This window comes from Janthinobacterium sp. TB1-E2, assembly GCF_036885605.1.
In the GTDB taxonomy this organism is placed as follows: Bacteria; Pseudomonadota; Gammaproteobacteria; order Burkholderiales; family Burkholderiaceae_D; genus Janthinobacterium; species Janthinobacterium aestuarii.
Map to the genome: position 1 here is coordinate 77,895 of NZ_CP142523.1, position 16,967 is coordinate 94,861.

Annotated in this window: 15 protein-coding genes and 1 pseudogene; all 16 read right to left on the bottom strand. The window is 63.2% G+C overall.

Features of this window, described 5'->3' with window-relative positions:
* On the bottom strand, window positions 1-393 hold the full coding sequence (gene rbsD / locus OPV09_RS00325; RefSeq protein ID WP_034753900.1) for a D-ribose pyranase: 393 nt from the start codon (window positions 391-393) through the stop codon (window positions 1-3).
* A 4-nt stretch (window positions 394-397) separates the two neighbouring features.
* Window positions 398-1,306, bottom strand: coding sequence for a ribokinase (gene rbsK, locus OPV09_RS00330; protein WP_338680117.1), 909 nt, complete (start codon window positions 1,304-1,306; stop codon window positions 398-400).
* Entirely contained in the window at window positions 1,303-2,358 is a 1,056-nt protein-coding gene (locus tag OPV09_RS00335; protein ID WP_219329327.1) for a LacI family DNA-binding transcriptional regulator, read from the bottom strand. Before OPV09_RS00335 ends, rbsK begins: the two co-directional genes overlap by 4 nt.
* Window positions 2,359-2,367: 9 nt before the next feature.
* Window positions 2,368-3,339 carry an ABC transporter permease gene (locus OPV09_RS00340; RefSeq protein WP_046683216.1) on the bottom strand — a complete coding sequence of 324 codons (972 nt, stop codon included), beginning with the start codon at window positions 3,337-3,339 and terminating at the stop codon, window positions 2,368-2,370.
* A gap of 18 nt (window positions 3,340-3,357) precedes the next feature.
* Complete coding sequence (locus OPV09_RS00345; RefSeq protein ID WP_338680119.1) at window positions 3,358-4,911, bottom strand: sugar ABC transporter ATP-binding protein; 1,554 nt, start codon at window positions 4,909-4,911, stop codon at window positions 3,358-3,360.
* Window positions 4,912-4,990: 79 nt separating this feature from the next.
* Window positions 4,991-5,950 carry a sugar ABC transporter substrate-binding protein gene (locus tag OPV09_RS00350; protein WP_425324016.1) on the bottom strand — a complete coding sequence of 320 codons (960 nt, stop codon included), beginning with the start codon at window positions 5,948-5,950 and terminating at the stop codon, window positions 4,991-4,993.
* Between the two features lie 208 nt (window positions 5,951-6,158).
* Window positions 6,159-7,040, bottom strand: coding sequence for an EamA family transporter (locus tag OPV09_RS00355; RefSeq protein ID WP_338680120.1), 882 nt, complete (start codon window positions 7,038-7,040; stop codon window positions 6,159-6,161).
* A gap of 159 nt (window positions 7,041-7,199) precedes the next feature.
* Window positions 7,200-8,300, bottom strand: coding sequence for a zinc ribbon domain-containing protein (locus tag OPV09_RS00360; protein WP_338680122.1), 1,101 nt, complete (start codon window positions 8,298-8,300; stop codon window positions 7,200-7,202).
* Between the two features lie 8 nt (window positions 8,301-8,308).
* Window positions 8,309-9,424: a zinc ribbon domain-containing protein gene (locus tag OPV09_RS00365; protein ID WP_338680124.1), complete on the bottom strand. Its 1,116-nt coding sequence runs from the start codon at window positions 9,422-9,424 to the stop codon at window positions 8,309-8,311.
* Between the two features lie 65 nt (window positions 9,425-9,489).
* Complete coding sequence (locus OPV09_RS00370) at window positions 9,490-10,215, bottom strand: hypothetical protein (RefSeq protein ID WP_338680125.1); 726 nt, start codon at window positions 10,213-10,215, stop codon at window positions 9,490-9,492.
* A 49-nt stretch (window positions 10,216-10,264) separates the two neighbouring features.
* A complete protein-coding gene (locus OPV09_RS00375; RefSeq protein WP_338680126.1) occupies window positions 10,265-11,002 on the bottom strand; it encodes a hypothetical protein in 738 nt (245 codons plus the stop codon).
* A 174-nt stretch (window positions 11,003-11,176) separates the two neighbouring features.
* Window positions 11,177-11,284 (bottom strand): annotated as a pseudogene (locus OPV09_RS28390) (zinc-ribbon domain-containing protein); the annotation flags it as partial.
* A gap of 281 nt (window positions 11,285-11,565) precedes the next feature.
* On the bottom strand, window positions 11,566-13,827 hold the full coding sequence (locus tag OPV09_RS00385) for a YgiQ family radical SAM protein (RefSeq protein WP_338682410.1): 2,262 nt from the start codon (window positions 13,825-13,827) through the stop codon (window positions 11,566-11,568).
* Window positions 13,828-14,071: 244 nt separating this feature from the next.
* Window positions 14,072-14,350, bottom strand: a complete 279-nt coding sequence (locus OPV09_RS00390) for a DUF4404 family protein (RefSeq protein WP_034753883.1) — start codon at window positions 14,348-14,350, stop codon at window positions 14,072-14,074.
* A gap of 11 nt (window positions 14,351-14,361) precedes the next feature.
* On the bottom strand, window positions 14,362-14,574 hold the full coding sequence (locus tag OPV09_RS00395) for a VF530 family DNA-binding protein (protein ID WP_070219603.1): 213 nt from the start codon (window positions 14,572-14,574) through the stop codon (window positions 14,362-14,364).
* 109 nt (window positions 14,575-14,683) lie between these two features.
* Window positions 14,684-16,837 carry a M3 family metallopeptidase gene (locus OPV09_RS00400; RefSeq protein ID WP_338680132.1) on the bottom strand — a complete coding sequence of 718 codons (2,154 nt, stop codon included), beginning with the start codon at window positions 16,835-16,837 and terminating at the stop codon, window positions 14,684-14,686.
* Window positions 16,838-16,967 lie beyond the last annotated feature (130 nt).

Sequence of the window (16,967 nt, forward strand, 5' to 3'; positions counted from 1 at the left end):
TTAGAACACGACGCCAGCCACCAAAATGATGTTGGCGTACGGACTGCACTCACCCGTGCGCACGATGGCGCGCGCGCCCTTGGACAATTGCTTGAACTCGTCGTGCGTCACCTGGCGCGCATCGGGCAAGGCCAGGGCCGCCACCTGCGCCGCCATGGCCGGATTATGCTGCGGCAACTCGCTGGCGAGCAAATGGTATTCCACCTGCATTTCGCTCAGCACGGTGTTGACTGTATCGATGAAGCCGGGGATGCCGCGCGTCAGGGCCAGGTCGATCAGGGGCACGCCCGGCTGCGACGGCAAGCCCGCGTCGCCGATGACGAGCATGTCGCCATGGCCCAGCGACGCGATCAGTTGCGACAGTGCGATATTAAGCAGCGGTGATTTTTTCATGGTCTCAGAACAGCTCGTGCAAGTGGGGGATCGACGTTTGCGCGCCGGGTTTGGTGACGCTCCAGGCGGCCGCACGCTGGCCTTGCTGGATCGCTTCCGCCTCGTCCATGCCGGACGCCAGGCCCGCCACAAAACCGCCGATAAACGTATCGCCCGCGGCCGTCGTGTCGACGGCTTTCACGGCTTCGGCCGGGAACGTGTAATCGCCCCCGTACAGGGCCGCGTGCACGCCCTTGGAACCCAAGGTGATGATGACGTTGTCGCTGCCCAGCTTTTGCAGCGCGGCGGCCAGCGCCTTGACGTCCGCGCCTTCCGGGCTGACGCCGGCCAGCATGGCCGCTTCGATTTCATTGGGAATCAGGTAATCGACCAGCTCCAGCACGCCTTCCGGCAAGCTGGCGGCCGGGGCCGGGTTCAGCACCACGGTCTTGCCCAGCGAACGGGCCAATTTGATCGCGTGCACGACGGTGGCCATCGGGGTTTCCAGCTGCAGCACGACGATGTCGGCCTGCTCAATTAACCCTTGCGCCGCGTCGATGTGCGCGGGGCTCAATAAATCGTTGGCGCCGCCGGCGATCACGATGCTGTTCTGGCCGTTGTCGTCGACAAGGATCGAGGCGATGCCGGACGCGACACCGGGCAAGATCGTGATGTGGCTGTCGATGATGCCGTCGCCGACGAGCGCCGCACGCAGGGTCGCGCCAAACGCATCGTCGCCCACGCAAGCGACCATGGCCACTTGCTGGGCACCGGCCACTTTGCCGCTCAGGCGCGCGCAGGCCACGGCCTGGTTGGCGCCCTTGCCGCCAGGAATGGTTCTAAACGCGCCGCCCGTCAGGGTTTCGCCGGGGAGGGGCATGCGCGGCACGCGCAAGACCAGGTCCATATTGATGCTGCCGATAACCACGATCATGATGTCATTCCCATCAGTTCAGTTGCAGGTAAAGAAGTAGGTACAGAAGAAGGCACTGCGGCGGCACTGGAGCCGCGCACGTGCAGTGCCGGCGCGATGCTGCGCTGCTGGCGCGGCAAGGCGGGGTCGGCGATGCGCGCCAGCAAGCAGGCGGCCGTGATGTGGCCCAGCTCGCGCGTATTTTGCGCCACGCTGGTCAAGGCCGGATGGACGAAGCTGGCCAGGTCGATATCGTCGAAGCCGACGACGGCCAGTTCGCCCGGCACGGCAATGCCCCGCTCGGCGGCGGCGCGCAGGGCGCCAAAGGCCATCAAGTCATTGCAGCAGAACAAGGCGTCGGGGCGCTGGCCTGGCGGCAGCGCCAGCAGATCCAGCGCGGCCGCATAGCCGCCCGCGCTCGTAAAATCGCCATGGCGGCACAGCGCGTCGTCCAGGGCCACGCCCGCGTCCGCCATGGCGCTACGCACGCCGTCGATGCGCTCGTTGGAAATGCTCACTTCGCGGGGACCGGCGATGCAGGCGAAACGCCGGCGCCCCAGACCCAGCAGATGGCGCGCGGCCAAGGCACCGCCGGCGCGGTTATCGACGGCCACGGCATCGATGGACAGGTCGCTGGGCGCGCGGTCGAGCAGCACGGCCGGCACCTTCATCTTGCGCAGCAATTCGCCATCGCTGTCGGCCAGCGCGGACAGAATCAGACCGTCGCAGCGCTTGGTCAGCAGCACGTTCAGATAGTCGCGCTGCTTGACGGGGTCGTCGTCGGAATTACATAAAATCACGCTGTAGCCGGCCGCGTAGCAGCTGTCCTCGATACCGCGCGCCACTTCCGAAAAATACGGATTCGTATTGTTGGGGATGATCAGGCCGATGGTGCCCGTGCTGCGGCTGCGCAAGGACCGCGCCAGTGCGCTGGGGACGTAATGCAATTGTTCCACGGCCGCCAGCACGGCGCGGCGCGCCTCGTCGCTGACGGGGCGGGTATTGTTGAGGACGTGCGACACGGTGGTAAACGACACCCCCGCCGCCTGCGCCACTTGTTTGATGGTTGCCATGGGCCAGTATTATGAACGCTCGCCACGGCGGCGGTAGGTATCGAGCACCACGGCCGCAACGATCACCAGGCCCGTGACGATGCGTTTCACGGGTTCGGACACGCCCACTTGCGCCAGGCCCGCTTCCAGCACGGAAATGATCAACACGCCGATAAACGTGCTGATGACGGAACCGCGTCCACCCATCAGGCTCGTGCCGCCGATCACGACGGCTGCGATCACTTGCAATTCCATGCCCACGCCGCCGTTCGGGTCGGCCGCTTCCAGGCGCGACACCTGGAACAGCGCGCCCACGCCGGCGAGGAAACCCATCAAGGCGAAGACCAATACTTTCGACGGCTTCGTGTTGATGCCGGACAAACGCACGGCTTCTTCATTCGTGCCGATGCCGATCCAGTGGCGGCCCAGCACCGTGCGCGTGAGCACGAGGTGACCGATGACAACGATGGCAATCGAGGCGATGAAAGCGGGCGACAGGCCGAACGCGATCGGCGAGCTGATGCCGTCAACGGCGCTGCCGATGTATTCCGTGCGCGAGTTCGTCACCTGATACGCCATGCCGCGCGCCATTTCCAGCACGCCCAAGGAAACGATGAACGAGGGAATGCGCCAGCCGACGGAAATCAGGCCCGTGGTGGCGCCACACAGGGCGGCGACGAACATGCCCAGCAGGGCCGCGCTCCATACGGGCCAGCCCCAGTGCACGACGGCCAGCGACAGCACGGAAGCGGCCAGCGCCATCACGGAACCGACCGACAGATCGATGCCGCCGATGATCAGCACGAACGTCATGCCGACAGCCATCACGACGAGGGTCGGGATATTGTTCGACAGGGTGCTCAAGGTGGCCAGGGTGAAGAAGTTTTCGCTGGCGAACGAGAACAGTACGCACATGGCGACCAGGGCGCCGATCAGGCCCGCATAGTTTTTCAGGTCGGCCAGGCTGCGCTGCAGATACGAAGGAGAGGAATTGGTGGTCATGGGAATCTTTCCGGCGGATCAGGCCGCAGCTGGAGTGGAAGTGGGGGTCAAATAGCCGGAGAAGGCGGCCGACAGCAGCGCGTCCTGGCTCCAGGCGCCGCGCTCGAAGGTCTCGACGATGCTGCCCGCGCTCATGACGGCGATGCGGTCGCAGATCAGCATCAGTTCGCGCAAGTCGCTCGATACAATGACGAGGCCCTTGCCCTGGCGCGCCTGTTCGGCCAGCACCTGATAAATATCAAACTTGGCGCCGATATCGATGCCGCGCGTGGGCTCGTCGAACAGCATCACGGGGCAGTCGCGGTACAGCCAGCGTGCGATCACCACCTTTTGCTGGTTGCCGCCAGACAGTTCCGCCACCGTTTGCGCGCTGTTGCGCGAGCGGATGCCCAGGCGCTCGATGTAGTCGTCGGCCACCGACGCTTCGGACGCGTCGTTGAGCCAGCCGGCGCCGCTGACGGTGTCGAGCGAGGCCAGGGTCGTGTTGACGGCGATGGACTGGCGTAACAACAAGCCTTGTCCCTTGCGGTCTTCCGTGATCATGGCGATGCCCGCTTTCACCGCTGCCTGCGGCGAGGCCAGGGCGGCCGGTGTTTCGCTGTCGCCAAGGAACACGTCACCGGCGTCGGCACGGTCGGCGCCGAAGATCAGGCGCAGCAATTCCGTGCGGCCCGAGCCGATCAGGCCGGCGATGCCGAGGATTTCACCGGCGCGCAAGTCGAACGAGGTCGGGTTGACGACCTTGCCGCGCGCCAGGCCGCGCACGCGCAGCAACGGCGCCCCTAATGTGCGCCCGCTCAGGTCGACGGCGTCATCGGCCGAGCGGCCCACCATCAGGCTGACCAGATCGGCGGCCGAGTGGCCCGCGATATCGTCGTCGCACACGAGCTGGCCGTCGCGCAGCACGGCGATGCGGTCGGCCACGCGCTTGAGTTCTTCCAGGCGGTGAGAAATATAGATGATGCACACGCCTTCGGCTTTCAGGCGCTCGATTTGCAGGAACAACAATTCCACTTCGCGGTGCGTCAGCATGGCCGTCGGCTCGTCGAGCACCAGCAGGCGGCAGGCGCCAATCAGGTTGCGTGCGATTTCGATCATTTGCTGGTGGCCGATGCCCAGTTCGCCCACGAGGGTCCACGGGTCGAGGCCGCCCAAGCCCACTTTTTCCATCTGTTCGCGTGCGTCGCGCTCGAGGCGCGTACGGTCGATGAAGCCGAAGCGTTGCGGCAGATTTTTCAGGTACAGGTTTTCCGCGATCGACAGGGTAGGAATCAAATTGAGTTCCTGCATCACCATGCGAATGCCCAGCGCTTCGGCGGCGCCGCGCGAAGCGGGCTGGTAAGGCTTGCCGTCGAGCAGCATCGTGCCCGTGGTGGCTTGCTCCAGACCGCAGATGATCTTCGACAAGGTGCTTTTACCAGCACCGTTTTCGCCCGTCAGCGCCAGCACCTGGCCGGGGGCAAAGCGCAAGCCCACGCCGCCCAGGACGGGGCCGACATAGGACTTGCCGATGTTATCCAGGGTCAATAGAGGATGAGCGGCTGATGGCGCCGGGGGGATGTCGGTAGGCATGATAAAACTCCGCGGAAAAAGACGGCGGGGCCGGCGCCAGCAAGATTGCTATGGCGCTAGCCCCGGCGGGATCAAACGATCAGGACTTGGCGCCCTTGGCGACCAGTTCGACCTTGGTTTCGATGACGCCACCCAGCTCGGCCTGTTTCTTCTTCTGCGCCAGGGCTTTCAGCACGGTCTCGATGCCGAACACGGCTTGCTGCGAACCGAACTGGTCGGCGGTAGCCAGCACGCGGCCATCGGCCAGCATCGGCTTGATGGCGTTGATGTTGTCGTAGCCGACGACGATGACTTTGCCCGTTTTACCAGCCGCCTTGATGGCGGACACGGCGCCGATGGCCATGTTGTCGTTACCGCACAGCAAAGCCTTGATGTTCGGGTTGGCGTTCAGCATGGCGGCCGCCACCGTATTGGCCGGGGCGATTTCCCACTGGCCCGACTGCACGCTGACAACTTTCGCGCCGGCCGCGTTCATCGCGTCCTGGAAACCCAGGGTGCGCTGCTGCGCGTTGTAGGTCGTCGATACGCCTTCGATGATGCCGACCGGGTCGCCCTTCTTGATCTGCTTGGCCAGGAAGTCGCCGACCACCTTGGCGCCCTTGCGGTTGTCCGGGCCGACGAACGGCACGCTGATGCCCTTCTCTTTCAGGGCGCCTTCGTCGAGCTTGTTGTCGATATTGACGACGATGATGCCCGCATCGATGGCTTTCTTCAGCACCGGCACCAGCGCTTTCGAGTCGGCAGGGGCGATCACCAGCGCGTTGACGCGCGAGACGATCATTTGCTCGACCAGCTTGATCTGGCTCGACGTATCCGTCTCATCCTTGATGCCGTTCGACAGCAGGTCGTACTTGGCGGCATTGGCCTTCTGATGCGCCTTGGCGCCATTTTCCATGGTCAGGAAAAATTCATTGGCGAGCGACTTCATCACCAGCGCCACCTTCGGTTTGGCAGGTGTCTGCGCCATCGCCGGCACGGCGGGCAAGGCACACACCAGGACAGCGGCGGCAATCATTTTCAGGCGAATACGGGATGTCATGAGCGTCTCCAGAGTTGTTGGTCAAGCACGTCTACACCATGCTTTTATGAAATTTTACGGCGCGCAAACGTTTGCGCGAAGCGAATAGTGCCTCAATGCCCTATTACAGTGCAAGCAAAACTGTATGTGCGGTGCAGCAAAAAGGGAGCGCCCAGAGGGAAACAGGCAGGCCGACGCGATCGGCCTGCCGAGGAGAAATGCGTAGAAATCAGACGTTTGTTGCGGGACGGGCGCTGGCCCACTGCACGGCCAGCACGCTGGCCAGCACCAGCAGCAAGCCCAGCATCGACCAGCCCGTCATGGCCTGGCCCAGCAAGGCCCAGCCCAGCACGACTGCCATCAGGGGACTGAGCAGGCCCAAGGAGGAGACGGCCACGGGCGACAGCCTGGCGATGCCGCGAAACCACAGCGCGTACGCCAGCAGGGCGCCGGCCAGGCACAGGTAGGCGTAGGCCAATATTTGCGGCAAGGACAAGGCCGGCAGCGGTGCATCGGCCAGCCAGGCGACGGGCGCCAGCATCAGGCCGCCCAGCAGCAATTGCCAGCCCGTCAGCGCCAGCACGGGCAAGTCCGGCTTCCAGCGCCGCGTCAGGTAGGTACCGGCCGCCATGCAAGCCGTGCCGCCCAGCGCGGCGGCGATGCCGACCGGTTCCCACACGGTGCGCGGCGACAACAACAAAATTCCCATGCCGGCCACGCCCAGTACGCTGGCACCCAAGGCCAACCGGGCCGGACGGCGCCCTTCCACGCCCCAGGCCAGGCCCATGACCAGCAGCGGCTGGATGGCGCCCACCACGGCCGCCAGGCCGCCGGGCAAGCGGTAGGCGGCCACGAACAGCAACGCCTGGAACACGCCGATATTCAACGCGGACAGGATCAGCACGCGCATCCAGTCACGCCGCGCGGGCAGGCGCCGCATGACCAGCAGCAACAGCAAGCCGGCCGGCAGCACGCGGATCAGGGCCGCAGTGAAAGGCCGGTCGGGCGGCAGCAGTTCGGACGTGACGATATACGTGGAACCCCAGATCAGGGGCGCCAGCGCCGTGAGCAGAATATCGCCCCAGGCGGGGCGGACTGGAGAGGCAGGCATGGATTATCTCGACATGAAGATAAAAATGGAGTGTGGACGCGAACTATCTTGATGTCAAGACAAATGGGCGTGCGCACCACTGCCTGCGAACGTAAAAAAGCCCGGCATGGCCGGGCTTCGGGAAGCAGATCAGGCGGCAAGCCGCGCCGCCTGACAGATTTAATCGCGCACGCGCCGCAGGGTCGTTACCCGCATGCCGCCCATGCTGATCTGCGCCGTGCTGCCATCGTCGCTGACGATAATATCCATGGCCGCTTCGCCCGCGCCTTCCGGCGCGATCGTCACGGTATTGCCCTTGGTGGTGAAGGTGGCCTTGGTCGAGGTGCCGTTATTGATCACGCTGTCACTTGTAAATTCCAGGACGTTGCCCATCGCCGCCTGCCATTTCCCCACCGCCGGGTGGCCGCCAAAGCTGAACACGCTTTTCAGCTTGTCCAGCATGCCCGCACCCTGCGCGGCCGACGATTTGCCTATCGCACCGGTCATGGCCGCCTGGTTCATCTGCGCTTCATCGATGACTTGCCATTGCTTGTCAACCAGCGCCATCGGCAGTCGCACTTGCAGATCGCCGTCCGGCAAGCGCTGCAGGATCAGCGCGCGGTCCGGCGATTTGGCGAACCACGCCGCCTCATCGGTCAGCGTCAGGGTGGCCTTGGCCATCGCCACTTGCTGTACGCCCAGGTCGCGCACCTGATCGTAGCCGCTGACCTTGGCCACTTTCACGCCCTTGGCCACGCACAGCTTGTCGCCACGCAAGGCCGCCTTGCCCGGCGCGGCCAGCGCGTAGACAAATTGCGATTGCGCAACCCAACCACCGCTGCCTTGTTCGACGGGAGCGTTGTACAGCCCGCTACGCACGAGGATATCGAGCCATTGCCGAGTGGAACTGTCGTACGACGCCACGCGGATCTCTTCCTTCTGGTACGGCAAGTTGGTGAGGCACAGCAGCTTGTCGCGCGCCGCCTCGTCGGCCGCCAGGTGGGCATCGATGGCGCGGCTGAAACTGCTGGCCGAGGCCGCCTCGGGCGCCAGCAGCCACGCCAGCGCGCCACCGGCCACGATGACCGCCGCCAGCACGCCGCCGGCGATCATGACGTGGCGCCGCTTCACGCCGGACAGCGCCGGCGTCGCGGCTGGTGCAGATGCCGGTACAGGAGCGGACGCGGGCGCCGGTGCGGCGTTGACAGCCTTGCCGCATTCATCGCAGAAGCGCGCCCCGGGGGCATGGGCTGTGCCGCATTTGGTGCAGAAGTGAGCCATGGTGTGCCTTACTTGAGTTTATGCGCGCATTCGCCGCAGAACACGTCATCGGACGCGACCGGTGCCTTGCAGCTCGGGCAATGCAGGCTGTCAACGGGCGCGGCAGCCGGCGTGGCCGGTGCGGCCGGTGCAGCCGCCTGTTCGGCCAGGGCACGCGCGCGTTCACGCGCTTCCTCGGCTTTTTTCTTGACCGTGGCCAGGCCGTCGTTCAGGCTCGCTTCCGAGGCGCTGAAATCGACATTGCGCGTAGCGTTCAGGTAGATGATGCACACGCCCTTGGTGAAGATCAGGCCCGGTACCACGGCCGCGGCCGCCAACAGCAAGCCGCCGCCCAGGCCCGCTGCGATGATGTAGCCGGAACCGCCATTCAGACCCGAAGCCAGGGTGTACATATTCATCTGGCCGCCCAGGCCCAGGATGCCGGCCGACATGCCGCTGGTCAGCGACACGCCGGTACCGACCACGCCAAAGATCAGCAGCGCGACAAACGAGGTGATCAGGAACAACAGCACTTCCAGCAAGATCACGGACACCAGCTTGGTGCGCACGATCAGGTTCAGGCGGGCAATGATCTGGAACACGGTGGCGCCCGACCAGGCGGCAGGGCCGGCCAGCGGCAGCATCACGTAGAACAGCGCAAACACCAGCACGCCCAGCACGATGGCCGACAGCGGGAAGACGACCGTGTACAGCACGGGGCCGAGCACGGGAATCTTGCAGACAAACAAGATGATGGCGATGGTGATCATGGCCGCCAGCACGATCAAAAATTCAAGGAAGACGACCGCGATCAGGCGGTGGCTCGTGTACAGCGAAACGAGCATGGCATCAACCAGGCTCATGCCAGGCTGGCCTTGCGCATCGCGCATCAGCATGATGCCGACGGCGTTGGAACCGTAAAACATCACAAGGAAGGCCATCAGGCCAGCGACAAAGACCAGCAGCGGACTGCTCATGCCGCCGGCAAGCATCGTCAGCACGCCACCGACGAGCACGGCGCTGATGAAGGTCAGGGCCAGCAGCGCAATCGCGCGAAAGTTCCTGATGGCGTCGGTCGCTTCGATCAGCGAACCCACGGCGGAGGAAAAGGGAAGAGGTTGATGTGTTTGTGTGGAAATGGTCATGTCTGGCCTGGAAGGGATGAATCGGGAGGGGACGGCCTGCCTGGCCGTCCCATGGTCATACTGTGTCAGTAGGCCAGCGCCAGTTGCAGCTCGCTCGCAGGCGCCTGGCGCTGGACGATCTGCAGCTTGACGTCCTGGCCACCGACGCGCTTGCTATTCAGGTACAGGGCCGTGCGTACCGGGTAAATGCCCTGCGGCACGCCTTCAGGCATGGGAATCGAGAAGCCGCCCTTGTAGGCGCCGCTGCCGTTATTGCTGCTGACCACCTTGCGCACGGTTTTGATCAGCTCGCCATTGGGCTTGTACAGGCTCAATTCTTCTTCCACCAGCGGGTTCGGATCGCGCGTGCCGGCCGCCACTTCGATGTACGAATTGGTCTGCGCCTTCTGGCCCGGACGCACGGACGACGGCGTAAAGCCCGTCTCGTATTTCACCAGGGTCGACTGCTCGGGCAGCTTGCCCTTGTTGGCCACCTTGTAATCGGCCTGCACCTGCTGCGACGTCTTGACTTGCTGGCTTTGATAATTCAAGGCCACGCAGGCGAGCGCGCCCAGGCTGGCGCCCAGGGCCGCACCGCGCACGGTGTTGTTGCCGCCGCCCAGCAAGCCGCCCACGACGGCGCCGATGCCGGCCAGCATGGCCGTATTGCATTCGCCACTGGCCGCTTCCGTGCCTGCGGTGGTGGTATTGCCCGTGGCGCCAGGCCCGCCCGGGGCGGCGCAGCCGGCCAGCATCGACGACACGACCAGCATCGCCACCATGGGCTTGGCCATTTGTTTCAAGTTTTTCACGTTATTCTCCGGAAGGAACAAAATAGGAATGGAAGGCAAGCAGCACGGCTTACTCGATCTGGATTTGCGACAAGGCCTTGTCTTGCGCTTCCTTCGCCTTGCGCTTGATGTCCTGCGCATGGCGGTTGCCCTTGTCCATGCGCAACACGGCATTCGCATTGGCAATGGCACAGTCGTATTTGCGCTGGCTCATGCAGTGGCTCGCTTCCGACAGGCTGTCCGTGATCACGCTTTCCAGGCCCGTCGTCTGTTTGACAGGCGCCGGTGGCGGGGTCACCTTGACGGGCTTGGCCGGTTTTTCCACGACAGGGGCCGGGGCCGCTGCTGGAGCCGGCTCGGGTGCCGGAGCAGGCGCTGCCGCTGGCTCAGGCTCGGGCTCGGCAGCTGGTGTCGCGGCAAGGTCGCCCGCCGTGCCGCCATCGAGCGCAGCGTCATCGATGGCCAGCGGCTGCTCGGCGGCCGGCGCAGGGTCTTCCTGCACCGGCAAGGTTGCCTCCGGTTCAGGCACGGCGACAGGCGGCTTGCCTGACAAGAAATAGTAAGCGCCCGCACCGCCCAGAAGCACCACCGCTGCGACGGCCGCGGCGATCAGTTTCATGCGCTTGCCAGCCGGTGGGCTGTCAGCAGGCGTGTCGGGAGCGCCGTCTGTCACTGCTGCGGGAGCGGCTTCTGGTTCCCGTGCGGGGGCGGGCGCAGGGACAGGATCGGCACGGCGCTTTTCCAGCACGGGCGGTGGCGCAGGTGGCGCGACCGGTTCCGCCACCGGTGCCGGGGCAGGCTCAGGCACGGACACGGGTTCAATGACAGGTTCAATGACGGGCGCAATCTCCGGCGCGATGACCGGCTCTGGCAGCGGCGGCGGCATCGCTGCGGCCACCGGCGCCACGGCAAAGCTGAACGCGCACTTGGGGCAGAACCGGGCGTCCGGCTTGCAGTCATGGCCGCACTGGCCACAGGATTTTCCCGGCACCGGGGCGGCAACGGTCGTGGCAACGGCAAACGTCGTGCCGCAGGAAGAACAGAATTTGGCGCCCGGCTTATTCTCGGCCTGGCAGGAAAGGCATTTCAATTGGCATCTCTTTTCATATCAACGCTGGGAGCCGCGTACGCCGGCGCTTGCCAGAATGGCAGTATTGTTGACGTACGGCTAAATGTTCAACGAGTATATTTTCAAATACCAAGTTGCCACAAGGGAAAATTGCCTTTTGCTCTATTCAATTTTTAAATATTGGTAAAAATCCTGCCAGCATGGCGTGCTGCGCCCCATGTTGGTGCGCAGATGGCAAAAAACCCGGCAACGCTGTATGCGTTGCCGGGTTCTCAGTCGATGCCGGTGACAGTGACGCTGGCTTACTTGCGTCCGCCCCGTGCCGGTGCGGCATGAGCGCCCTTGGATGGCGGCTTGCCGCCACGGCCCATCGGCACGGCGGCCGGCTTGGCCTTGGTCTTGATGGTCGACAGGATCGATGGACGCACTTTCGATTCGACGGCTGTCGCCTTCGGCGCGGCGGCCGTGCCGCCCAGGGCGATGCGGTTCTTGCCCGGCGTGACCTTGAACTTGTCCGGCGTGCCGGCGCCATGCGTCTGGCGGCTGCGTTCGCCTGCGGCCAGTCCGCCCGACTCGGACGAGGTCCAGGCCGGAATCAAATGCTTGTCGCCATTGCCGATCAAGTCGCCACGGCCCATGTTGACCAGCGCTTCGCGCAGGATCGGCCAGTTGGCCGGATCCTGATAGCGCAGGAAGGCTTTGTGCGTGCGGCGGATCTTGCCGCTGCGGGCCGTTTCGACCACTTCCGAGTCCGCCGTCACCTTGCGCAAAGGATTCTTGCGCGTGTGATACATCGTCGTGGCCATGGCCATCGGCGTGGGCATGAAGGTTTGCACCTGGTCCAGCTTGAAATTGTTCTTCTTCAGCCACAGGGCCAGGTTCAGCATGTCCACGTCCGTCGTGCCCGGATGGGCGGCGATGAAATACGGGATCAGATACTGCTTTTTGCCTGCTTCCAGCGAGAAACGGTCGAACATTTCCTTGAATTCGTCGTACGCGCCGATGCCGGGCTTCATCATCTTCGACAAAGTCCCCTCTTCCGTGTGCTCGGGCGCAATTTTCAAGAGGCCGCCGACGTGGTGCGTGACCAGTTCCTTGACGTATTCAGGCGAACGTACGGCCAGGTCGTAGCGCAGACCTGAGCTGATCAGCACTTTCTTGATGCCGGGAATGGCGCGCGCCTTGCGGTACAGCGAGATGAGCTTGCTGTGGTCCGTGCCCAGGTTCACGCAGATGGACGGGTACACGCACGACAGGCGGCGGCACGACACTTCGATCTCTTTTTCCTTGCAGGCCAGGCGGTACATATTCGCCGTCGGGCCACCCATATCGGAAATGGTGCCTGTAAAGCCTTTGGTTTTATCGCGGATATGCTCGATTTCACGCAGAATCGACGGCTCCGAACGGCTCTGGATGATGCGGCCTTCATGCTCGGTAATCGAGCAGAAGGTGCAGCCGCCGAAGCAGCCGCGCATGATGTTGACGGAAAAGCGGATCATTTCCCAGGCGGGAATATGCGCCTTGCCATAGCTCGGGTGCGGGGCGCGCGCGTAATTCATGTCGTACACGCCATCCATCTCGTCCATGGCCAGCGGCAGCGGCGGCGGGTTGAGCCACACGTCGCGTTCGCCATGCGCCTGCACCATGGCGCGCGCATTGCCGGGATTCGATTCCAGGTGGAACACGCGCGACGCGTGCGCATACATGACGGGGTCATCCTTGACGACGTCGTAGGCGGGCAGGCGCACGACCGTCTTGTCATGCTTTTCCTTGGCCATGGCCAGGCGCTCTTCACGGCTCATGATGCGGATCGGCTTGATGACTTCGGCCGATTTCGACGCATTTTCCGTGGCGCAGGCGGTCTTGTCTTCCTGCACCATCTCATACGGGCTGTAGTGCGGATCGATCTTGCCGGGCACGTCGACGCGGGTGGAGTTGTGCACACCCCAGTCGTCGCCGGGCAGCCAGCCGGATGGCACCATGAAGGCCGTGCCGCGCAAGTTGCGGATATCCTTGATGTGTTCGCCGGCGGCCAGGCGGTGGGTCAGATCGACCAGCGCCCGCTCGGCATTGCCGAAGATTAGCAGATCGGCCTTGGAATCGGGCAAGACGGAACGGCGGACCTTGTCCGACCAGTAATCGTAATGGGCGATGCGGCGCAACGATGCTTCGATGCTGCCGATGACGATGGGCACGTCGGGATACGCTTCGCGCGCGCGCTGCGCGTACACGGTGACGGCGCGGTCCGGGCGCTTGTTCGGTTCCGCATTCGCCGTGTAGGCATCGTCGGAGCGGATCTTGCGGTCGGCCGTATACTGGTTGACCATGGAATCCATGTTGCCGGCGGTAATGCCGTAGTACAAACGCGGCTTGCCGAGGATGCGGAACGCGTCGGCCGACAGCCAGTCCGGCTGGCTGATGATGCCGACGCGGTAGCCTTGCGCTTCGAGCAGGCGGCCAACGAGGGCCATGCCGAAACTCGGATGGTCGATGTAGGCGTCGCCCGTGACGAGGATGACGTCGCACTGGTCCCAGCCCAGCGCGTCCATCTCGGCACGCGACATCGGCAGGAAAGGCGCCACGGCAGCGCGGGCAGACCGCTTGGGAACGGTCGCAAATAAATTGGTAGGGGAGCTCATAGGGTACGGATTGTACCGGAATTGGCCATTTCCAACCTGACGGCCTGCTTTTTACTGTTGGATTTCAGTACAAAAAACGTTTATTTTTCAATCACTTGGGGTCAGACCCGTTGGGTCTGACCCCAGAATTTTTGACTGCTGGGGTACGACCCGGCGGGTCGGACCCCGATCAAATCCCCATATTCGCCAGAATCTCACCAAGTTCCCGCAACGCCGGCTCCAATTTCGGGTGCTTGACGGCAAACTTGGCCGACAATTCCTGGCTGCGCTCGGCCAGGCCATAGGTGGTCGACTCTTCTTCCTGCTCTTGCGCGGCGCGCTTTTCCATCAGCAACTTGATGTCGACATCGAGTTTTTGCAGCAAACCATGCAGTTCTTCATCGACGGGGCCGCTGGTTTCCAGTGTCGAATGCAGTTGTTGCAGCGATTCCTTGAGTTTGCTATCCATGTTTTTTCCTGTCAGTCAGTAAATTGCGTGTCCAGGAACAATTGTTCCACCTTGCTCCTGGCCCACGGGGTCTTGCGCAAAAACTTCAGGCTCGACTTGATGCTGGGATCGCTGATGAAGCAATTGATATCGATGTGCTTGGCCAGGCCGTCCCAGCCGTAGTGGGCGTGCAGGCGCGTCACGATACCTTCCAGGGTGATGCCATTCAAATCTTGCTGACTCATATACTCTTTCGACTGCCTTCTTGTTTACATCTTACTCAATTCTACGCCGCCGGCACGGAAAGCTTGCGTGCGCCATGTCAACGCAACGCAAGCTTCTGACGAGGACGTCTTACTTCGCGTTCAAGCCGCGGCGTTCCAGCAGCGGTTCCACGGTGGCGTCGCGGCCACGGAAGTCACGGAACAGTTGCAGCGCATCGACGCTGCCGCCGCGCGACAGCAATTTGCTGCGGAACCAGTCGCCGTTCTTGCGTGTCAGGCCGCCGTTTTCCTTGAACCAGTTGACCGATTCTGCGTCCAGCTTTTCCGACCACAGGTAAGCGTAATACGCGGCCGAATAGCCGCCCGAGAAGCTGTGCGAGAAGTAGCTGGTACGGTAGCGCGGCGGCACGGGCGCGTAATCGACGCCAGCGTCTTTCAGCGACTCCGCTTCAAAGGCCAGCACGTCGGTTGGGATCTGGCTTGGCGCCAGCTGGTGCCAGCGCTGGTCCAGCAACGCTGCCGACAGGTATTCCGTCGTCATGAAACCCTGGTTGAATTTCTTCGCCGCCGTCACCTTGTCGAGCAATTCCTGCGGCATGGCCGCGCCGCTCTGGTAGTGCTTGGCATAGTTTTGCAGCACTTCCGGCCAGACGGCCCACATTTCATTGACTTGCGATGGATACTCGACGAAGTCGCTCGGCACGCTGGTGCCGGCAAAGCGCGGATATTTCACGTTCGAAAACATGCCGTGCAACGCATGGCCGAATTCGTGGAACATGGTCGTCACTTCATCGAACGTCAAGAGCGTCGGCTGGCCGGCGGGCGGTTTCGGAATGTTCAACTGGTTGGCCACCACCGGATGCGTGCCCATCAAAGACGATTGCGACACGTATTCATTCATCCACGCGCCGCCATGCTTGTTGCCGCGCGCATAGAAGTCGGCGATGAACAAGGCCAGCGGCTTGCCGTTGGCGTCCGTCACGTCGTAGACGCGCACGTCCGGGTTGTACACCGGCAAGTCCTTACGCTCCTTGAAGCTGATGCCATACAGTTTATTCGCGGCAAAGAACACGCCGTTGTTCAGCACGCTGTTGAGTTCCAGATACGGTTTCAGTTCGTTTTCATCGAAATTGAAACGTTGCTTGCGCAGCTTGTCCGTGTAGATGGCCCAATCGGCCGCCGCTACCTGGAAACCGCCTTTTTCCGCATCGACCACTTGCTGCAGGTCGGCCGCTTCGCGGCGCGCGTTGGCAACGGCCGGTTTCGCCAGTTCCGACAGCAAGGTGTTGACGGCCATCGTGGTCTTGGCCGTCTGGTCTTCCAGCGAATACGCGGCGTAGTTGGCGTAACCGAGCAAGGTAGCCCGTTCGGCGCGCAGTTTCGCCAGTTTCAAGACGATGGCGCGGTTGTCGAACTCGCCGCCCTGGCTGCCCCGGTTCAGCGACGCATCCATCAGGCGCTGACGCGTCTTGCGATCCGTCAATACGGCCAATGGCGGCTGGCCGCTGGTGTTGACCAGGGCGATGAGGAACTTGCCGCTCAAGCCCCGCTCCTTGGCGGCTGCGGCGGCCGTATCGATATCGCTGTCCGTCATGCCGGCCAGCTCAAGACGCGTGTCGACGACGATGCTCTTGGCATTCGTTTCCTTCAGCACGTTTTGCGCGAAGGCCGTTTCCAGGCCAGCCTGCTCGGCGTTGTAGGCTTTCAATTTTTCCTTGTCCGCATCGGACAGCTTGGCGCCGGCGCGCACGAAGTCCGTGTGATAGCGTTCCAGCAAGCGCAAGGATTCGGCATCGAGGCCCAGCTTGTCGCGCTTGGCGTACAGGGTGTCGATGCGGATAAACAGTTTTGGATTCAGGGTAATCGCATCGCCATGCGCGGCCAGTTTCGGCGACACGTCCACTTCCACCGCTTCCAGCACGCTATTCGTGTTGGTCGACGTCATGTTGCTGAAGATGCTTTGCACGCGGTGCAGCAACTGCCCCGTGCGCTCGAGCGCCACGATGGTGTTCTCGAACGTGGGCGCCTGGCGATTGTTCGCAATGGCGTTGACTTCGGCCAGCTGGCGTTTCATGCCTTCGGCAAACGCCGGCGCGTAGTGCGCATCCTTGATCAGGCCGAATTGCGGCATCTGGAATGGCAGCGGACTGGCTTTCAGCAGGGGGTTCTGGGCGCTGACGGCGGCGGCGGGCGCGGATTTTGCAGTGGCGGCAGCCATGGCGGATGGAGCGGCGTGGGCCAGCATGACGCTGGCGGCGATGACGAGCAGTTGTGGACGGATCATGACATCTTTCAGAAAGCGCGGGGAAGAGCCGCGATCGCGTCGCGGGCCAGTGGCAGATCATAGCAGCCTGTCACACAGGCGTCATCCAACATGGGCGATCCTGTGGTGCATCGCGCCAACTGCGCGGTTT